Origin of the sequence: Nocardiopsis sp. CNS-639, from assembly GCF_000381685.1 — a bacterium.
Lineage (GTDB): Bacteria > Actinomycetota > Actinomycetes > Streptosporangiales > Streptosporangiaceae > Nocardiopsis > Nocardiopsis dassonvillei.
In genome coordinates this window covers 151,422-168,439 of the sequence record NZ_KB906862.1, presented here as the reverse complement: position 1 = coordinate 168,439, position 17,018 = coordinate 151,422, and the positions used below count along the sequence as shown (strand labels likewise).

14 protein-coding genes are annotated in these 17,018 nt (G+C 73.0%); 5 read left to right on the top strand and 9 right to left on the bottom strand.

Features of this window, described 5'->3' with window-relative positions; all coding sequences use genetic code 11:
* Positions 1–27 precede the first annotated feature (27 nt).
* Positions 28–2,301, bottom strand: a complete 2,274-nt coding sequence (locus G011_RS0115800; RefSeq protein ID WP_019609330.1) for a glycosyl hydrolase family 95 catalytic domain-containing protein — start codon at positions 2,299–2,301, stop codon at positions 28–30.
* 85 nt (positions 2,302–2,386) lie between these two features.
* On the opposite strand from G011_RS0115800, the gene G011_RS0115795 reads away from it, so the two are divergent.
* The 3 genes from G011_RS0115795 (at position 2,387) to G011_RS0115785 (ending at position 6,383) form a co-directional block, all read left to right on the top strand.
* On the top strand, positions 2,387–4,390 hold the full coding sequence (locus G011_RS0115795; RefSeq protein ID WP_019609329.1) for a beta-galactosidase: 2,004 nt from the start codon (positions 2,387–2,389) through the stop codon (positions 4,388–4,390).
* A 55-nt stretch (positions 4,391–4,445) separates the two neighbouring features.
* On the top strand, positions 4,446–5,603 hold the full coding sequence (xylA, locus tag G011_RS0115790; RefSeq protein ID WP_019609328.1) for a xylose isomerase: 1,158 nt from the start codon (positions 4,446–4,448) through the stop codon (positions 5,601–5,603).
* A 177-nt stretch (positions 5,604–5,780) separates the two neighbouring features.
* A complete protein-coding gene (locus G011_RS0115785; protein WP_231391503.1) occupies positions 5,781–6,383 on the top strand; it encodes a hemerythrin domain-containing protein in 603 nt (200 codons plus the stop codon).
* A gap of 322 nt (positions 6,384–6,705) precedes the next feature.
* Here G011_RS0115785 and G011_RS0115780 read toward each other — a convergent pair whose 3' ends face one another.
* From G011_RS0115780 to G011_RS0115750, 7 genes are all read right to left on the bottom strand, one after another.
* Entirely contained in the window at positions 6,706–7,689 is a 984-nt protein-coding gene (locus G011_RS0115780) for a LacI family DNA-binding transcriptional regulator (RefSeq protein WP_026338347.1), read from the bottom strand.
* A 134-nt stretch (positions 7,690–7,823) separates the two neighbouring features.
* On the bottom strand, positions 7,824–8,495 hold the full coding sequence (locus G011_RS0115775) for a hypothetical protein (protein ID WP_019609325.1): 672 nt from the start codon (positions 8,493–8,495) through the stop codon (positions 7,824–7,826).
* Positions 8,496–8,729: 234 nt separating this feature from the next.
* Complete coding sequence (locus tag G011_RS0115770; protein WP_019609324.1) at positions 8,730–9,347, bottom strand: DUF1707 domain-containing protein; 618 nt, start codon at positions 9,345–9,347, stop codon at positions 8,730–8,732.
* 84 nt (positions 9,348–9,431) lie between these two features.
* Positions 9,432–10,190 (bottom strand): ABC transporter ATP-binding protein, encoded by a 759-nt coding sequence (locus G011_RS0115765; protein ID WP_019609323.1) that lies wholly within the window; start codon positions 10,188–10,190, stop codon positions 9,432–9,434.
* Positions 10,187–11,191, bottom strand: a complete 1,005-nt coding sequence (locus G011_RS0115760) for an iron chelate uptake ABC transporter family permease subunit (protein ID WP_019609322.1) — start codon at positions 11,189–11,191, stop codon at positions 10,187–10,189. The genes G011_RS0115765 and G011_RS0115760 overlap by 4 nt, the downstream gene beginning before the upstream one ends.
* Positions 11,178–12,203 (bottom strand): ABC transporter permease, encoded by a 1,026-nt coding sequence (locus G011_RS0115755; RefSeq protein WP_019609321.1) that lies wholly within the window; start codon positions 12,201–12,203, stop codon positions 11,178–11,180. The genes G011_RS0115760 and G011_RS0115755 overlap by 14 nt, the downstream gene beginning before the upstream one ends.
* A 4-nt stretch (positions 12,204–12,207) precedes the next feature.
* Positions 12,208–13,155: a siderophore ABC transporter substrate-binding protein gene (locus tag G011_RS0115750; RefSeq protein WP_019609320.1), complete on the bottom strand. Its 948-nt coding sequence runs from the start codon at positions 13,153–13,155 to the stop codon at positions 12,208–12,210.
* Positions 13,156–13,521: 366 nt separating this feature from the next.
* Here G011_RS0115750 and G011_RS0115745 point away from each other — a divergent pair, with 366 nt between their 5' ends.
* Together G011_RS0115745 and G011_RS30615 are read left to right on the top strand one after the other, a co-directional pair.
* Positions 13,522–13,890 (top strand): hypothetical protein, encoded by a 369-nt coding sequence (locus G011_RS0115745; protein ID WP_019609319.1) that lies wholly within the window; start codon positions 13,522–13,524, stop codon positions 13,888–13,890.
* Positions 13,887–14,450: a hypothetical protein gene (locus G011_RS30615; RefSeq protein WP_026338345.1), complete on the top strand. Its 564-nt coding sequence runs from the start codon at positions 13,887–13,889 to the stop codon at positions 14,448–14,450. The genes G011_RS0115745 and G011_RS30615 overlap by 4 nt, the downstream gene beginning before the upstream one ends.
* On the opposite strand, the gene G011_RS0115735 is transcribed toward G011_RS30615, so the two are convergent.
* A complete protein-coding gene (locus G011_RS0115735) occupies positions 14,447–16,927 on the bottom strand; it encodes a PEP/pyruvate-binding domain-containing protein (protein ID WP_019609318.1) in 2,481 nt (826 codons plus the stop codon). The genes G011_RS30615 and G011_RS0115735 overlap by 4 nt on opposite strands.
* Positions 16,928–17,018: the final 91 nt, after the last annotated feature.

Below are 17,018 nucleotides of genomic sequence, written 5' to 3'. Positions count from 1 at the left end.
GAATTCCCCATTAGTCTGGATAGCCGACTAACCCCCGGCAAGGGGTGTTGTGGAGGAAATTTCGAAGCGATTCGACTCTTCCACGGCGGCCATCGGGAATTGCAGGGACACCGTCCGGTCCGGTACCAGGTCCACCTTGCGCCGCTCCCCTCCGGGAAGCGCCACCACCGTCTCGCGGGGCTCGACGGCCCGCAGCCGCGCGCGGGCCCGATCGCCGGACCACTCCAGGAGTTCCACGACGACCCCGCCCCGGGCCCGCAGCCCCTCCACCCGGCCCGAGGCCCACTCCCGGGGCAGGGCGGGAAACAGGTCCAGGCGCCCCTCGGCGGACCGGGCCAGCATCGCCGCCGCCACCGCCGGGAACCCGCCGCCGATGTCCACGTTGAACAGGCTGCCCCGGTTGTGCGTGGGCACCAGGGTGGGGCGCCAGTAGCGGGTGGCCAGCAGGGACAGGGTCTCGTGCGCCTCGGCGGCCAGACCCAGGTTGGCCGCGGCCAGCCCCAGCTGGACCAGGCCGAAGGCCATCTCGTCGGACTCCTGCCCGCGCCACCACTCCAGGCGGGCGCGCACGGCGGCGACCGCCGCCGCGCGCAGCCGGGGCGAGACCAGGGCGGGGTCGGTCTCGTACCAGAGCGGGTACAGGTGGGAGGCGTGCCGGTGCGCGTGCCGCTCGGTCTGCCCGACCGGCCCGGCCGGACCCGCCCACTCGGCGAGTTCGCCGCCCGGGGCGACCCGGTATCCGGGCAGCCGCGCCCCCAGCCGTGCCCAGCGGCGGGAGCCGGGAACACCCAGCACGCGGTGCGCCCGCAGCAGGTTGCGCACCAGGTCGCGCACGGCCGCGACGTCCATGGTGGCGTTGACGGCGGCCTGGCCGTCACCGTCCCCGGGGGTGTTCTCCGGCGAGTAGGAGGGGGAGAAGCCCTCGTCGGTGAGGAAGTCCTCGTGGAACTCCGCGGCGGCGGTGAGGAAGGGCAGGGCGCGCTCGCGCAGGAACGCGCGGTCGCGGGTGTGGGAGTAGTGGTCCCAGTACAGGCGGGACGTCCACGCCGCTCCCGCGGTCCAGCAGGTCAGGCACCACTCGGGGCCGAAGTGGTTGTGCCTGCCGGAGGTGGAGGCGTGCGCGGGCAGCAGGATCCCCCGGCAGCCGTAGAGCCTCCGCGCGTTCTCCGCCAGGTCGTCGGCCATGCCGTCGAGGAGGTCGAACAGGCCGGTCATCAGCTCGGGCGTGCCCGTGGTGTGCAGGGCCGCGAGGGCGGAGGGCAGGTTGCCGTCGAAGGTGTACCCCGACCGCCACGGTGGGTCGTAGGTGCCGCTCCACACCCCCTGGAGGGTGGGCGGCAGGTCGCCGCAGCTGGAGATGATCGCGTACCGCCCGGCGTCGACCAGGCGGGTGATCAGGTCGGGGGTGGCCCCCGCCGCCAGGAGGTCCTCGCCGAGCGCGTCGGGGCGGGCCGGACCGCCCTCCAGCTCCAGCCGGAAGCGGGACATGAGGTCGCCGTGCACCGCCCGGTGGCGTTCGAGCGCCCCGGCGAAGTCCGCCGGGATCCCGGCGGACGCGGGAAACCCGTCCACCCGCACGCGTGCCACCAGCCGGAGCCGCCGGACACCCCGCAGGTCCAACCCCTCACCACCGACGCCGACCCGACCGCCCTCGGCGCTGACGGCGCAGGTCACCGTGTACCCGGACAGGCCGCCGGGCGGGCGCTCGGGGAAGTCCGCCCGCAGGGTCAACAGGCCGGGGGCCGCCTCACGGACCACCGCCACCGGGACCGGCGGCGTCTCCTCCAAGGCGGTGAGCCGCAGCGTTCCGTCCAGGCCGCGGGGCGATGCGAGCTCGACGGCCACGGCGTCGTCGGGCCGGGAGGCGAAGGCCCGGTGCACGGTCCCGTCCGGCAGCTCCTCCGTGACCAGGCCCGAGTCCAGATCGCACGTGCGCGTGACCGGCCCCGGCCGGGGCCCGCGCGGGGTGAACGAGAGCACGGCGGCCCCCACCAGCGGGTCGATCCACCGGGTGTCGGCGTAGCCCGGGTGCTCCCGCGCCGCGGACTCCGTGATCCGTCCGGCGGCCTCGCGGGAGCGGCCCCGGCGCAGCAGCTCCCTCAGTTCGGGCAGCAGGGAGGCGGTCGCGGGGGCGGGCAGGGGCTCCGTGACCGGCAGGAACAGCCGCTCGTGGCCCAGCGTGAGGCGGACGCGCTCCGCCGTCGAGTGCACGAGCGCCCCCTGGCGCCCGTTGCCGGTGACCAGCGCGTCCTCCCAGTTCCCGACCGGATGGCGGGTGCGGACCCGTCGTGCTGCGGACATGCGCTCTCCTCGTGTGGGGGGTGTCGCCCGGAAGGGTTTTCGCCCTACTTTGTTGGCGCACACACCAAACCAGAAGGAGTTCCCCATGTCCTCTCCGCTGTGGTTCGGCGGCGACTACAACCCCGAGCAGTGGCCGGAGGAGGTCCAGGCGGAGGACGTGGAGCTGATGCGCCGCGCCGGGGTCAACCTCGTGACGGTCGGCGTCTTCTCCTGGGCGCTCCTGGAGCCGAAGGAGGGCGAGTACCGGTTCGAGTGGTTGGACCGGGTGCTGGACCGGCTCGCCGACGCCGGGATCGGGGTCGCGCTGGCCACCCCGACCGCCTCTCCCCCGCCGTGGTTCGGGCTCGCCCACCCCGACGCGATGCCGGTGACCGCGGACGGGACCCGGCTCACCCACGGCAGCCGCGACACCTACGACGTGTGCTCCCCCGCCTACCGGGAGGCCTCGGTGCGCATCGCCCGCGCGCTGGCGGAGCGCTACTCCGGGCACCCGGCGCTGCGCCTGTGGCACGTGCACAACGAGTACGGGACGTGGTCGCACTCCGAGCACACCGCCGGGGCCTTCCGCGACTGGCTGCGGGGTCGCCACGTGGACCTGGACCGGCTCAACGCGGCGTGGACCACGGCGTTCTGGAGCCAGCACTACTCGGAGTGGGAGCAGATCCAGCCGCCGCGGGCGACCCAGTACCTGCCCAACCCGGCGCACGTGCTGGACTTCCGGCGGTTCCTGTCGGACGCGATGCTCGACCACTTCCTGTCCCAGCGCGACGTGCTGCGCGCCGTCCGGCCGGACGTGCCGGTCACGACCAACCTGGCCTTCGGCGACTGGGTGCCGGTGGACCCGTGGCGGTGGGCCGAGCACCTGGACCTGGTGGCCGTGGACGACTACCCGGACCGGACGGGGCAGGGCGGGGCGGAGCAGACCGCCTTCGCCGCCGACCTGGCCCGCTCGTGGGCGGAGCGCGTGCCCGGCCCGGGTCGGCCGTGGCTGTTGATGGAACAGGCGGCGGGTGTGACCTACACGGGCGAGGTCGCCCGGCCCAAGGCCCCCGGGGAGACGGCGCGGCACAGCCTGGCGCACGTGGCGCGCGGGTCGCGGGGAGCGATGTTCTTCCAGTGGCGGGCGTCCCGGGGCGGCGCCGAGCAGTGGCACTCGGGGATGGTGCCGCACGCCGGGCCGGATTCGCGGATCTTCCGCGAGGTGTGCGAACTGGGGAGCGTGCTGCCCCGCGTGGCGGAGGCGCGCGACGCCGACGTGGTCGCCGACGCGGCGCTCACCTGGGACCCCGAGTGCTGGTGGGCGCTGGGCAGCCCGTCGCTGCCGGCGCGGGGCGTGGACTACCTGGAGGCGGCGCGTCAGGTGCACCGGGTGCTGTGGCGGTCGGGGCGCACGGTGGACATGGTGCGCCCCGACCGCGACCTGCCGCGGGTGCCGCTGCTGGTGGTGCCCGCCCTGTACCTGCTCTCGGACGAGGCGGCCGAGCGGTTGGCCCGCTACACCGAGGACGGCGGAACGCTGGTGGTGACCTTCCTGAGCGGGGCCGCCGACCCGGACGGGACCGTGCGCACCGGCGGGTACCCGGGCGCGCTGCGGGACCTGCTGGGGGTGCGGGTGGAGGAGATACACCCGCTGCTGCCCGGGGACTCGGTGGGCGTGGACCTGGGTTCGGTGCGCGAGGAGGTCACCCTGTGGAGCGAGCACGTCCACCTGGCGGGAGCCGAGGCGGTGGCCCACTACGCGGGCGGGCCGCTGGACGGGCTGCCCGCGGTGACGCGGCGGCGCCACGGCGCGGGCGAGGCCTGGTACCTGTCGGCCCGGCTGTCGGACCGGGGCCTGGCGCGGCTGCTGGCCGAGGCGGCGGGGACGGGGCCGTTCCCGGAGCCGGGGCTGGAGGTGGTGCGCCGGGTGGACCGGGACGGCGCGTGGGTGTTCGTCACCAACCACGACGACCGGCCGCGGTGGATCGACCCGGCCCGGTTCGGGCTGGACGCGGGCGCCCGAGACCTGGTGTCGGGCGTTTCGGCGCAGGGGATGACCCTGCCGGGCGGCGGGGTGGCGGTGTTGCGCGGCCACCCCGTTGACAATTAGTTGTGACTCTAGACAAACTATTCCGGAGTCCTGCGCCTACCTCAGGAGACACGACATGAGCAGCTACCAGCCCGTGCCCGCGGACAGGTTCACCTTCGGTCTGTGGACCGTGGGGTGGCGCGGGGTGAACACCTTCGGCGACCCCGTCCGCCCGGCGCTCGACCCGGTGGACGCCGTGCGCCGCCTCGCCGACCTCGGCGCGCACGGGATCACCTTCCACGACGACGACCTCATCCCGCCCGGCAGCTCCGACACCGAGCGCGAGGACGTCCTCAAGCGGTTCCGCGCGGCCCTGGACGAGACCGGGCTCAAGGTGCCGATGGCGACCACCAACCTGTTCTCGGACCCGGTGTTCCGCGACGGCGGGTTCACCTCCAACAGCCGCGACGTGCGCCGGTACGCCATCCGCAAGGTCATCCGCAACATCGAGCTGGCCGTGTCGCTGGGCGCCAAGACCTACGTGTGCTGGGGAGGCATGGACGGCGCCGAGACCGAGGCGGGCAAGAACGACCACGCCGCCCTGGACCGGCTGCGCGAGGCCTTCGACATCCTGTGCGGCTACGTGCGCGAGCAGGGCCACGACCTGCGCTTCGCCCTGGAGCCCAAGCCCAACGAGCCGCGCGGCGACATCCTGCTGCCCACGGTGGGGCACGCCCTGGCCTTCATCAACGAGCTGGAGCACCCCGAGATGGTGGGGGTCAACCCGGAGGTCGGCCACGAGCAGATGGCCGGGCTGAACTTCGCGCACGGCGTCGCGCAGGCCCTGTGGGCGGGCAAGCTCTTCCACATCGACCTCAACGGCCAGCGCGGGATCAAGTACGACCAGGACCTGCGCTTCGGCTCGGGCGACGTCAAGGAGGCGTTCTTCCTGGTGGACCTGCTGGAGAGCGCGGGCTACGACGGCCCGCTGCACTTCGACTTCAAGACGCCGCGCACCGAGGACATGAGCGGCGTGTGGGAGTCGGCCGCGGCCTGCATGCGCAACTACCTCATCCTCAAGGAGAAGGCCAGGGCGTTCCGCGCCGACCCCGAGGTGGTGGAGGCGCTCGCGGCCTCGCGCGTGCCCGAGCTGTCCCAGTCCACGCTGGGCGAGGGCGAGTCCCTGTCCGACCTGCTGGCCGAGGAGATCGACCTGGCCGAGGTCGGTGAGCGGGGCTACCACTTCGAGCGCCTGGACCAGCTCGCCATGGAGCACCTGTTCGGCCTGCGCTGACCTTCCGTTCCCGGATCCGGGCCGTGTTCCGCGCGGGGCGCGGGGCGCGGCCCCGGCTGTTTCCGGACTCGGGTCGGGGCGGCGGCCGGGACGGTGGCCGGTCGGGGCTGGCCGGGCGGAGCCGATGCGGTGGCCGGTCGGCGCCGTGTCTGGACAGCGGGCCCGTGGGTAGTGGCGGTGGTCGGAAGCACCACCACCGAAGCGGAGGAGAACATGGCCGAGGACGCCGTCACCCTGATCCTGAAGGACCACCGGACGATGGAGAAGCTGTTCGACCGGCTCCAGTCCGAGCCCGACCAGCGGCCGCGCCTGCTGGAGGAGATCGAGGCGATCCTCACCGCGCACAGCCGCGCCGAGGAGGACGAGGTGTACCCGGCCGCCGCCAAGGCCGCTGGCGAGGGACCGGAGGTCCGCCACGGCACGGAGGAGCACCAGGAGGCCGAGGAGCTGCTCCGGAAGCTGAAGGAGTGCGACCCGAAGAGCAAGGAGTTCGACAAGCGCTGCAAGGAGTTCGTCGACGCGGTCAAGCACCACGTCGAGGAGGAGGAGAGCGACGTCCTGCCCGGGCTCAGGGAGGCCGTGAGCCAGAAGCGGGCCCAGGAGCTGGGCAGGGCGTTCTGGGAGCGGCGCGCCCGGGAGCTGGAGCGCTTCGACGTCAAGGGCAGGGTTCCCAGGCAGCGCGACCTCTACGAGGAGGCCAAGGAGCTGGACATCGAGAACCGCTCCAAGATGAACAAGGAGGAGCTGGCCGAGGCCGTCCAAAAGGCCCGGCGCGGCTGAGTTCCCCTCGGGGCGCCCCTCGGGGGCGCGGGACGTGAAACGGCCCCGCAGGGCAGCTGCCCTGCGGGGCCGTCACGTACACCGGAACGGTGCGGCGGTCGCCTCACGGCGCGGTGCACAACACGGCTCCTGCCGCCCTTGCGGGCGCGGTATTCCGTGAAGGCTTTGAGTGGAGCCCGGGGGACACTTTCTACCGCACCTTCCGGCACCCCGTACAACGGGAGGGTGGGGGTGGGTATTCCACGACCCGGGGACACTTTTTCCGGTGTCCCCGGCCACATTCCCTGTTCGGGCGCGGAGCGCGGTCGGGCGTGGCGCGCGGTCAGGCGCGGGGGGCGGTGCTCTCCCGGGAGGTGAGCCGGGGTTCGAGCAGGGTCACCCCGGGGTTCCCGGGACCGTCGATCTTGTCCATGAGCAGGCCGACCGCGCGGGCCCCGACCTCCTCGGCGGGCAGGTCCACCGAGGTCAGCGGCGGGGCGCCGGGCGGGACCGGGCCGATGGCGACCACGGACAGCTCGGGCGGAGTGCGGCCGTGCTCGGCGAAGGATTCGAGCAGCGGGCCGACGGAGGGCTCGTTGTGCACGATGAGGCCGGTGAGGCCGGGCCGCTCGCGGAGCAGGTCCTCCGCGAGGCCGTGCGCGGTGTCGGGGGAGCACGGGTGCAGGGTGGCGCGGACGCCGCGCTCGGCGGCGGCGCGTTCGAAGCCGGTGGTGGTGCGCTCGGCGAACCCGGTGCGCCGTTCGTACACCGAGGGGGGCTGTCCGACGAAGGCGAGGTCGGTGTGGCCGAGGTCGGCGAGGTGGTGCACGCAGGCCGCCCCGGCGGCGGCGAAGTCGAGGTCCACGCAGGTCAGACCCTCGGTGTCCTCGGGGACGCCGATGAGGACCGAGGGCAGGTCCAGTTCGCGCAGGACGGGGACGCGGGCGTCGTCGGCCTCCACGTCCATGACGATGACCCCGTCCACCATGGCGCTGCCCGAGACCCGGCGCAGGCCGTCGGGGCCCTCACCCTGGGTGAGCAGGAGGACGTCGTGGTCGTGCGCGCGGGCGGCGGTGACCACGGAGACGGCGAAGCGCATCGCGACGGGGACGTGGACGTCGCCGCGGAGCGGGATGACCAGGGCGATCACGTTACTGCGGCGGCTGGCAAGGGAGCGGGCGCCCGCGTGCGGCTGGTAGCCGAGGGCGTCGATGCTCTCCTTCACGCGCCGCCGGGTGGTCTCGGAGATCGACCGCTTGCCGCTGAGGACGTAGGAGACCGTGCTCGGCGACACGCCAGCGTGCCGGGCCACATCGGAGATCCGCACCGTGCCGTCCCGTCCGTTATCGAACCGATTCGATGCGCTGTTGCGCACCGCGCTGTCCCGACGCGGAGCCGATCGGCGCCGCCGGGCGAGGAGCGGTCACGGAGCGTGGGGGTGAGGGGGAAGGGGCGCCGTGGTCAGTCCTCGCGTCCGAGCGTACCGGAGGAACCCGCGGCGGCGAGGTCGTAGGTCTCACGGAACTGGCGGACCCTGCGCTGGCGGCGCATCGTGAGCGGGACGAAGGTCGCGATCATGACCACCAGCAGTCCCGCCAGGAACAGGTTGACCGAGGCGAGCGGGGTTCCGTCGGCGTACTGGAGCAGGGCGTTGACGACGTTGGGTACGACGAGGACGCAGCCGAACAGCAGCATGAACTTCGGGGAGCGGGACGTGTCGCTCTGGTCGGCGAGGATGCGCCCGAGCCGGTTGGTCTCGGGGTCCGGGTGGAGGGTGCCCCGCATGATCTGCCAGTGCGCGGCCCAGGTCTTGGCCGGGTCGGCGTCCACAGGTAGCGGCCTGCCCTTGACCATGCGGCGCGTCATCCACGCGGTGCCGAAACCGACGGCCGCGGAGACGACCACCGCCATGGTCAGGGTCCCTCCCGTGACGACGACGATGGCGGGGGCGAAATCGGCCCCGATCATCAGAGGAACGAACAGCAGGGCTGTGAAGGGAACGGTGAGGACGGCGACCAGCAGGGCGGTGCGGAGGCCGTACTGACGCGGGTTGTTCTGGGCGTAGATGGTCCAACGGCCCATGAGGGTGCCGAACCGCCCGGGGGCACGGGGGATGTCGCGGTTCCTGTTCATACCGGCGAACTACCCCGGGGCGCGCCGCGCACATGGGACCAACGACCCGAAGGGGGCCCGGCGGGCCAGGGCGTCCCGGAGTCAACAGGAAGCACCGGGTCCCCGACCCGCCACCCGGCCGCGGTCCTGCCGCGGCGGAGGGCGGCCCGCACCCCAACCCCTTCGGGAGGTCGCGACGGATCGGGGTGTTCACGTTCGAGGAGAACAGGCTGTCGGCGACCCCGGGCGGGGCGGCTAGTCCTGCTTCGGGTTGCTGTTCAGCTTGCGCCGTTCCCAGCGGTTGGGGTGGCGGATGACCACCCCCGCCATGCCGCCGGACCCGGTGAGCCGGATCAGCGGGGTTCCCGCGAGCCGGTCGGGGGTCGTCTTGTCCTTGAGACCGCCCATGCCGGGGTCCACGCCGCTGGTGTCCGCCGCCCAGCCGTCGGGGATGACGATCGTGACACCGGCCGCCTCCCCGTAGGCCTCCACCACGACCTCCGTGAGGCGGCACTCGACCCGGCTGAAGTCGATCTTCACCCCGGCTATGCCCCCGTGGGCGATCACGTGCCCGGGCACCTCCCAGCGCCCGGGGCCGAGGGACGCGCCGTGCATACCGCCCTTGACCACCAGCGGCGGCCGGCTTTCGGGGAGCTGCGGCTGAGGCAGGTCGGCGGTCAGGACGGCCAGCTCGGCGTGCGTCTTGGAATTCAGCGCCTGCTCCAGGCGCGTATCCAGCTCATCGAGGTCGATGCGCCCCTCGGCCGCCGCGTCGCGCAGTTGCTCCACCACCGCGTCCCGGTCGGCGTGGGAGGCGCGCAGGTCTGCGGGGGGAGCGGTGCGCGCGGGGGGCTTGGGAGGCTGGGCGTTCATGACCCAAGGATAAGAGGGGACGAACCGGACTGTACATCTCGGAGGCCGAACCTGTCGGGACCGCGGGTGCCGGTGTCCCCGTGGCTAGCGGTAGTACACCCCGATCCGGGAGCCCGCGACCTCCTCGATCCGCACGTCCAGGTCGAACACGTCCCGCAGCACCTCGGGCGTCATGATCTCCTCGGGCGTTCCGGTGTGGACGACGCGGCCGTCGCGCATGGCCACGATCCGGTCGGAGTAGGCGGAGGCGAAGTTGATGTCGTGGATGACGATCACGACGGTGCGGCCGAGCGCGTCGGCGGCCCGCCGGATCTGGCGCATCATCGACACGGCGTGCTTCATGTCGAGGTTGTTCAGCGGTTCGTCCAGCAGCACGTAGTCGGTGTCCTGGCACAGCACCATCGCCACGTAGGCGCGCTGGCGCTGGCCGCCGGACAGCTCGTCCAGGAACCGGTCGGCGAGCGGCACCAGGTCCAGGAAGCCCAGGGCCGCCTCGACCTGTTCGCGGCACTCGGCGGTCAGCCGTCCCCGTGAGTGCGGGTAGCGTCCGAAGCCGACCAGGTCGCGCACGGTCAGCCGGGCGGTGAAGCGGTTCTCCTGGCGCAGGATGGACAGCCTCCTGGCCAGGTCCCGGCCGGGGGTGGTGGCCACGTCCATCCCGTCGACGGTCACCCGGCCCCCGTCCGCGCCGAGCAGGCGGCCGATGATGGTGAGCATCGTGGACTTGCCCGCGCCGTTGGGCCCGATGATCGAGGTGACGCCGCCCCGTTCGATCCGCAGCGACACGTCGTCGAGGACGGTCCGGGACCCGTATGCCTTGGTGAGGTCGGTCAGTTCGATCAACGCGCGGCCTTTCGCATCAGCAGGTACAGGAACAGGGCGCCGCCGGTGAACTCGATGACCACGCTGAGCGTGCCGGCGTGCCCGAGGAGGTGTTCGAGGACGAACTGCCCGCCCACCAGGGCGCACAGTCCCACGAGGAAGGCCACCGGGACGACGTACCGGTGCTCGTGGCGCCCGGCGACCTGGTAGGCCAGGGTGGCGGCCATGAACCCGAAGAAGGTCATCGGTCCGACCAGCGCGGTGGAGACAGCGGTGAGCAGGGCGACGGTCATGAGGATCCGGACGGCCTCGCGGGTGTGGTCCACGCCCAGGTTCACGGCGGTGTCCCGGCCGAGCGCGAGCACGTCCAGCGTCCGGTTCCGCCGCCACACGTACAGGCCCGCGAGCACGGCGACGGCCGCCGCCCACGGCAGCAGGTCGGGGTCGGCGCGGGTCAGCCGGGCGAACAGGCGGGTCTGGAGGGCGGTGAACTCGTTGGGGTCGAGCAGCCGCTGCATGAGCTGGGAGAGGCTGGTGAACAGCACGCCCAGGACGATGCCGACCAGCAGTGTCAGGTGCAGGCTGCCGATCCCGCCGGTGAACAGGCGCTTGAACAGCAGCAGCGCGAAGAGCACCATCAGGGCGGTCTGCGCCAGGAACGCCGCCACCGGCGGCAGCGCGCTCAGGCCCGCGACGCCGAACGCGAAGACCAGGCAGGTCTGCACCAGGACGAACAGCGACTCCATCCCCATGATGGAGGGGGTGAGGATGCGGTTGTCCGTGACGGTGTGGAACAGGACCGTGGAGACCGCGCCCGCGAAGGCCACCACGAACATGGTGAGGACCACGGCCGATCGGCGTTCGACCACGTAGGCGACGTTGCCGGTCACCCCGTAGGTCAGGTACGCGGCGGTTAGGGCGGCTGCGGCCGCCGCCAGCAGCGCGATCCGCGCCCCGGCTGGGACCCGGCGGACGGGGGCGGCGGCGCGGGCGGGGGCCGTACCGCGCTCAGCGACCGGCATGGGAACTCCTCCGCAGCAGCATGGACAGGAACACGACCGCGCCCACGACGCCCAGGACGCTGCCGACGGGGATCTCGAAGGGCGCGCGGACGACCCGGGAGAGGATGTCGCAGAGAACGAGGACCCCGCCGCCGAGCAGGCAGACCCAGGGGATCCCCCGGCGCACGTGGTCGCCGACCGCCATGCTGACCAGGTTGGGCACGATGAGGCCGAGGAAGGGCAGGCTGCCGACGACCGACACCACCACGCCGCTGACGACGGCGACGATCCCGACTCCCAGGGCCATGACGGTGCGGTGGTCGAGCCCGACGCTGACCGCGATGTCGCGGCCGAGCCCGGCGACGGTGAGGCGGTCGGCGACGAGGTAGGCGGCCAGGGCGAGGAGGCCGACCAGCCACAGCTGTTCGTAGCGGCCCCGCATGACCCCGGAGAAGTCGCCGGACTGCCAGACGGAGAGGGTCTGGAGGAGGTCGTGGCGCAGGGCGACGAAGGTGGTGACCGAGCTGATCACCGCGCCGAGCATGATGCCGACCAGCGGCACGACCAGCGAGGACTTCAGGGCGACCCGCTGGAGCACGCCGAGGAACAGTGCGGTGCCCAGGAGCGCGGTGACGCAGGCCGCGGTCATCTTCACCGGCAGCGGCGCGTCGGGGAAGAGGAGGGTGACCAGCAGGATGCCGAGGGCGGCCGACTGCACCGTTCCCGCCGTGGAGGGCTCCACGAAGCGGTTCTGGGTGAGCAGCTGCATGATCAGGCCCGCGACGCTCACCGCGGCACCGGCCAGCAGCAGCGCGAGGGTGCGCGGAACCCGGCTGACCAGGAACAGCTCCCAGGACTCCGGGTCGCTCAGCAGCCGCGCCGGGGTGATGTCGCTGGCCCCGACGAACAGGCTGGCCACGGACAGCGCCAGGACGGCGAGGGCGGCCAGGGCGAGGACGAGGCGCGGGACGCGCCCGCCCGGGGAGGGGCTGCCGCTCCGCTCCCCGGGCTTGGCGGTGGTCGTGGACGTCACGGGATCAGGAGAGGGCCGCGTCGACGTCGTCGATCGCGTTGAGGTGCGCCTGGATACCGCCGACCAGGTACATCTCCGCGGAGTCCAGGTAGAGGATCTGGTCCTCCCGCGCGGCGGTGGTGCGGGCGACGAGGTCGTTGTCGAGCACCTGCTCGGCGGGGGAGGCGCCCTCCTCGCCGATGGCGTTGTCGCGGTCGATCACGTAGAGCCAGTCGGGGTCGGCCTCGGCCAGTGCCTCGAAGGACAGGACCTCTCCGTGGCGGGACTCCCCGTTGTCGATCCCGATGGAGGGCTCCAGGCCCAGGGCGTCGTAGAAGAAGCCGAAGCGGGAGCCGGGACCGTAGGCGCTGACCTCACCGGCGTTGGACATGAGGACGAGGCCGTCGCCCGCCTCGGCGACCTTGGCGCCGACCTCCTCGACACGGTTCTCCAGCTCGGTGACGAGGGCCTCGGCCTCCTCCGCCCTGTCGAAGACCTCGCCGTAGGCGGTGGTGCGCTCGGAGATGCTGCCGAGGGCGTCGGCGGCGTCGAGGGACATGTCGATGGTGGGGGCGATCTCGGCCAGTTCGCCGGTGACTGCGGCGCTGCGGCCGCCGCTGATGATCACGTCCGGGTCGAGCGCGGCGACGGCCTCGAAGTCCGGCTCGAACAGGGAGCCGACGTCGGCCACGTCCTCGTTCTCGGCGTAGTCGGCGAAGAGGTCGGGGACGACCTCGGAGGAGGGGATGCCCGCGACGTCAACGCCGAGGGCGTCGAGGATGTCGAGCTGGGCGTTGTCGAAGACGACGACGGTCGCGGGGTCGCGGGGGATCTCGATCCGACCGTTCTCGGCCTCGACGACGACCGTCTCGGCCGCCTCCGTGGTGTCCGCCTCCGTCTCGGTCGAGCACCCGGCCAGGAGCAGGGCCGAGGCCGGGACGAGGGAGAACAGGGCTGTGGCGCGTGGGGTCACGACGGCTCCAGACAGGGGAAAGCCCTGCCTGGGTTTGGCAAGGCTTGGCTTAGTAAGGCAAGGCTAAGGTTACATCCTGCCAAAGCGGACAAATAACCAACCCATGGACATAACACCTGTGCCGTGCCACACAGAGGCTTCCCGACCGCACCCTCCGTGACCACGGCCGACTGTGTGCACGCCGGGGACTCTGGCGTGTGTGCTTCGGGAGGCGGCCGGGGCGGGATGGGTTCGGGTCCCACGGGTCTGTCTGGCCACAAGCGGCCGTGGCCGCCTCGGACGCCTCCCGGGCGGGTACGTTCTCCTCGCGGCACGCACGAGCACCGCGCCACGGCCCCGTCGACTCCCTCACCGAAGAGGACCGCAGTGAACCTCCACCTGCCCTACCTGATCGGACCTCTCCTCCTTCTGCTGGTGGGCCTCTTCGCACTGCTCTGCTGTTTCGCCGCCGCGCCGGAACGCCGTGCGACCACCGGGTTGGGCGCGGCGGCGCTGCTGGCCTCCTCCGTCCTGTCCCTGCTCGACCAGCTCTTCTCCCCCTGGGTGCGCGAACAGGTGGCGGACTCCGAGACCACCGCGCTGATCACGAGCGTGTCGTACTACCTGTCCGCGGCCCTCCTCGGCGCGGGCATGCTCCTACTGGTCCTGGCCGCCACCCGGAGGACGTCGCGGGCCGGGCCGCCCCCTCCGTTCTCCTCCCCCTTCGACGGACCGCACGAGGAGGCCTGGCGATGACCGAGCAGGGCCCCGACCTGGTGCGGTTCCTCCTGAACCTGCTGACCGTGGTGCTCCCCCCGCTGTTGGCGGGGGTCCTGGCGCTGGTCCTCGCCCGGAGGGCTCCCGGCGGACGCGGCTTCGTACGCACCGGAGGCGGCCTGCTCGTGCTCCTCAGCATCGTCCAGGGGGCCCGGGAGCTCTGGTTCCGGTTCCTCTTCCTCCCGTCCTTGGTGGAGAACGGTGAGGTGCCGGTCCCGTTCCCGGTGCTGTTCGCCCTCGACATCGGGGTCCACGTGCTGCTCGCGGTGGCGCTCGTCCTGCTGCTGTGCGCGGTGATCAGCTCCCGGGGACGGCGGCACGCGCCCCGGGGAACCGTTCCGCGACGACCGGAGCAGCGGCCGGAACCACGGGGCGGACAACCGGGCGGTGCCCCGTACGGCGGTGGCCGCTCCTCCGCTCGCGCTTCGAACGCCCACCCGGCAACGGGCGATCCCGGCCATCGCGGCGACGCTTTCGACGGCGGAGGCGGCCACAACGGCGGCGGGGCCGACGGAGGCGGCGGCGGGGGCGGCTTCTAGCCCTCCACCGGTCTGGGCTCCTCCGGTCTCTCCCCGCCCTCGACGCGGACCGTGCCCGCGGCACCGTCGACGGTGATCCGCTGCCCGTCCCGGATCACCTCGGTCGCCCGGGGAACGCAGATCACGGCGGGGATGCCGTACTCCCTGGCGACCGTCGGCCCGTGCGCGATGGTGGACCCCGTCTCCACCACCAGCCCTCCGGCGGTCATGAACAGCGGTGTCCATCCGGGATCCGTGCTCTGGGCCACCAGGATCTCCCCCGGTTCCAGCGTGGCCCCCGCCGGATCGTGGACCACCCTCGCCACCCCGGTCGCGGTTCCCGAGGAGGCGGGCACGCCGAGGAGTTCCCCGTCCCGCCCGGAGGTCGGGGCGGGCAGCGCCGCCTCCACGTCGGTGCCGTCGGACAGCAGGACCGGGGGCACCCGGCGGCGTCCGCGCTCACGCAGGTACCCGGCGCGGCGCTCGGCGACGAGTGCGCGCTGGTCCGCGCCCTCCACCAGGGCGCGCGCCTCCGGAACGCGGAGGAACATGATGTCGTCGGGCTCGTCCAGCCGTCCCGCCCCGGCCATCTCGGCGCCGACGAGGAGGAGCTGCCGACGCGTCTCGGCGATGGCGAACAACCAGGAGAACTTGGGGTACTCCCGCATCCCGGCCAGGGCGCGCGCACGGTCGAAGGAGAACGACGCCAGACGCGCGCGGACCGGCCGGGAGGCGAGCGCCCTGCGGACCAGCGCGTCCCGTGTGCGTTCGGCCTCGGCGGCGGCCCGGGCGAACCTCCGGTCGGGTTCCTGCTCTGGATCGCTCACCCGCAGGTAGTTGGCGATCGCCGCGAACAGGGGCGCGGGGTCCTCCGACCATCGGGGCACGCCCACGTCGACCTCGGCGGCGCCGCGGTGCCCATACCGCTCCAGGAAGACGTCGAGACCGATGTCGGGGAGCGTTCCCGCCCGGTACCCGGACGCCAGTTCGTCAGGCGGGGTGTCCCTGAACAGCTCGCCGTGCCCGCGCGCCCCGACCGCCAGTCGCCACAGCGCCAGGTCCATCTCCGTGGTGACGTTGTGCGGCATCCCGCCGAGGACGGCGGCCACCTCGCCCGGTTCGGCGATCCCCCTGAGCAGCAGTTCGGGCGCCTTGGCGGAGAGGATCGCGACGCACAGGGGCCCCATCATCGGGGCCATCCCCTCCGTCAGCGCCTCGTTCTGGAGCCGCGTCGCGTGCCGCAGACGTCGCGCGGAGGTGAGCGCGTGCTCCGGGGGGCGGGTGGCACGCGCCCGGAGCACCGCGCCGGCCCGCAGGAAGCGCCTCCTGGCGTCGTCGGGGTCGACGAGCGCGGCCACGGCGTCCCCGAGGACCCTGCCGGTGAGCGGCAGCGCCCGCGCGACGGCCCCGACCACCCTGACCGGGTCGATACGTCCGCCGGGGCGCGCGGCGAACCGCGGGTCGTCCAGGAGGGAGCGGACGGCGGCCGCGGCCCGGGGGCCGTAGACGGCCATGCTGTCCGGCAACAACCCGCGGATCCAGCGGTTGCGCAGGTAGGGGGTGAGGTCCAGGTAGAACCTGCCCGCCACGTCGGCCACCACCGCGTCCCCGCCGTCTGGGCCGGTGCCCCGGGAGCCGAGCCACGCGGAGGCGACGATTCCCAGCACGGACAGGCCCATCGGGGTGAACGGGCGGAGCATGCCCTGCATGTTGCCGACCTCGAAGTAGGCGCGGGGCCCGTCATCGTGGTGGTCGGGCAGCGGGAAGAGGGTGGTGACCGCCCGGGACTGGAGGATCCAGGGGGTCCCGTCGCGGTCCAGGGCCCATTCGACGTCCTGCGGTGAGCCGAAGTGACGCTGGAGCCGCTGCCCGGCGGCGTGCAGCGCCGTCACCTCCTCCGGCGACAGGCATCCGTCGTCCGGTCCCTCGGTCCCGCCGTCCGCGGCCACGACGTAGTGGTCGGGCCGGACCGTGCCGTCGACCACCGCGGTCCCGAGGCCGGGAACGGCGTCCAGGACGGTCTCGCCCCGTGTGCCGGTGACCGGGTTGGCGGTGAACAGCACCCCCGCGGCCCGGGGATCGACCATGCGTTGCACGACGACGGCCATGTGCACCCCGTCGTCGTCGATTCCCCGGTCGCGACGGTAGGCGACGGCGCGGTCGGCCCACAGCGAGTCCCAGCACCGGCGGACGGCCGTGAGGAGGTCGTCGGCGCCCTCGACGTCCAGGTAGGTGTCCTGCTGTCCGGCGAAGGATGCGTCCGGCAGGTCCTCCGCGGTCGCGCTGGACCGTACCGCCACCCGGCCGCCGCCGAGGGCCTCGTAGGCGGCGGTCACCTCCTCCTCCGGCAGCCTCCCGGAGCGGTGGGCCTCGGTGGTGACGCAAAAACCCGGGGGCACGCGTTCTCCGGCCGCGATGGCCCCGGCCAGCCCGGCGGCCTTGCCGCCGACCAGGTCGGTCTCCACCCCGTCGATCCGATCCAGTTCCACCACGAGCACGACGTCACCTCCGGCTGTTGTGCCACCGCTTCCCATGTTCCTCACCGGAGGCGGGGGCCGCCAGAGCCGAAAGGGTTCTGTGGAAAACTCC

What these genes read in the sequence shown, in the direction of transcription:
- G011_RS0115760 (WP_019609322.1), bottom strand. Translation starts at nt 11,191, where the DNA reads ATGCCGGTCGCTGAGCGCGGTACGGCCCCCGCCCGCGCCGCCGCCCCC.
- G011_RS0115800 (WP_019609330.1), bottom strand. Translation starts at nt 2,301, where the DNA reads ATGTCCGCAGCACGACGGGTCCGCACCCGCCATCCGGTCGGGAACTGG.
- G011_RS0115770 (WP_019609324.1), bottom strand. Translation starts at nt 9,347, where the DNA reads ATGAACGCCCAGCCTCCCAAGCCCCCCGCGCGCACCGCTCCCCCCGCA.
- G011_RS0115795 (WP_019609329.1), top strand. Translation starts at nt 2,387, where the DNA reads ATGTCCTCTCCGCTGTGGTTCGGCGGCGACTACAACCCCGAGCAGTGG.
- G011_RS0115775 (WP_019609325.1), bottom strand. Translation starts at nt 8,495, where the DNA reads ATGAACAGGAACCGCGACATCCCCCGTGCCCCCGGGCGGTTCGGCACC.
- xylA (WP_019609328.1), top strand. Translation starts at nt 4,446, where the DNA reads ATGAGCAGCTACCAGCCCGTGCCCGCGGACAGGTTCACCTTCGGTCTG.
- G011_RS30615 (WP_026338345.1), top strand. Translation starts at nt 13,887, where the DNA reads ATGACCGAGCAGGGCCCCGACCTGGTGCGGTTCCTCCTGAACCTGCTG.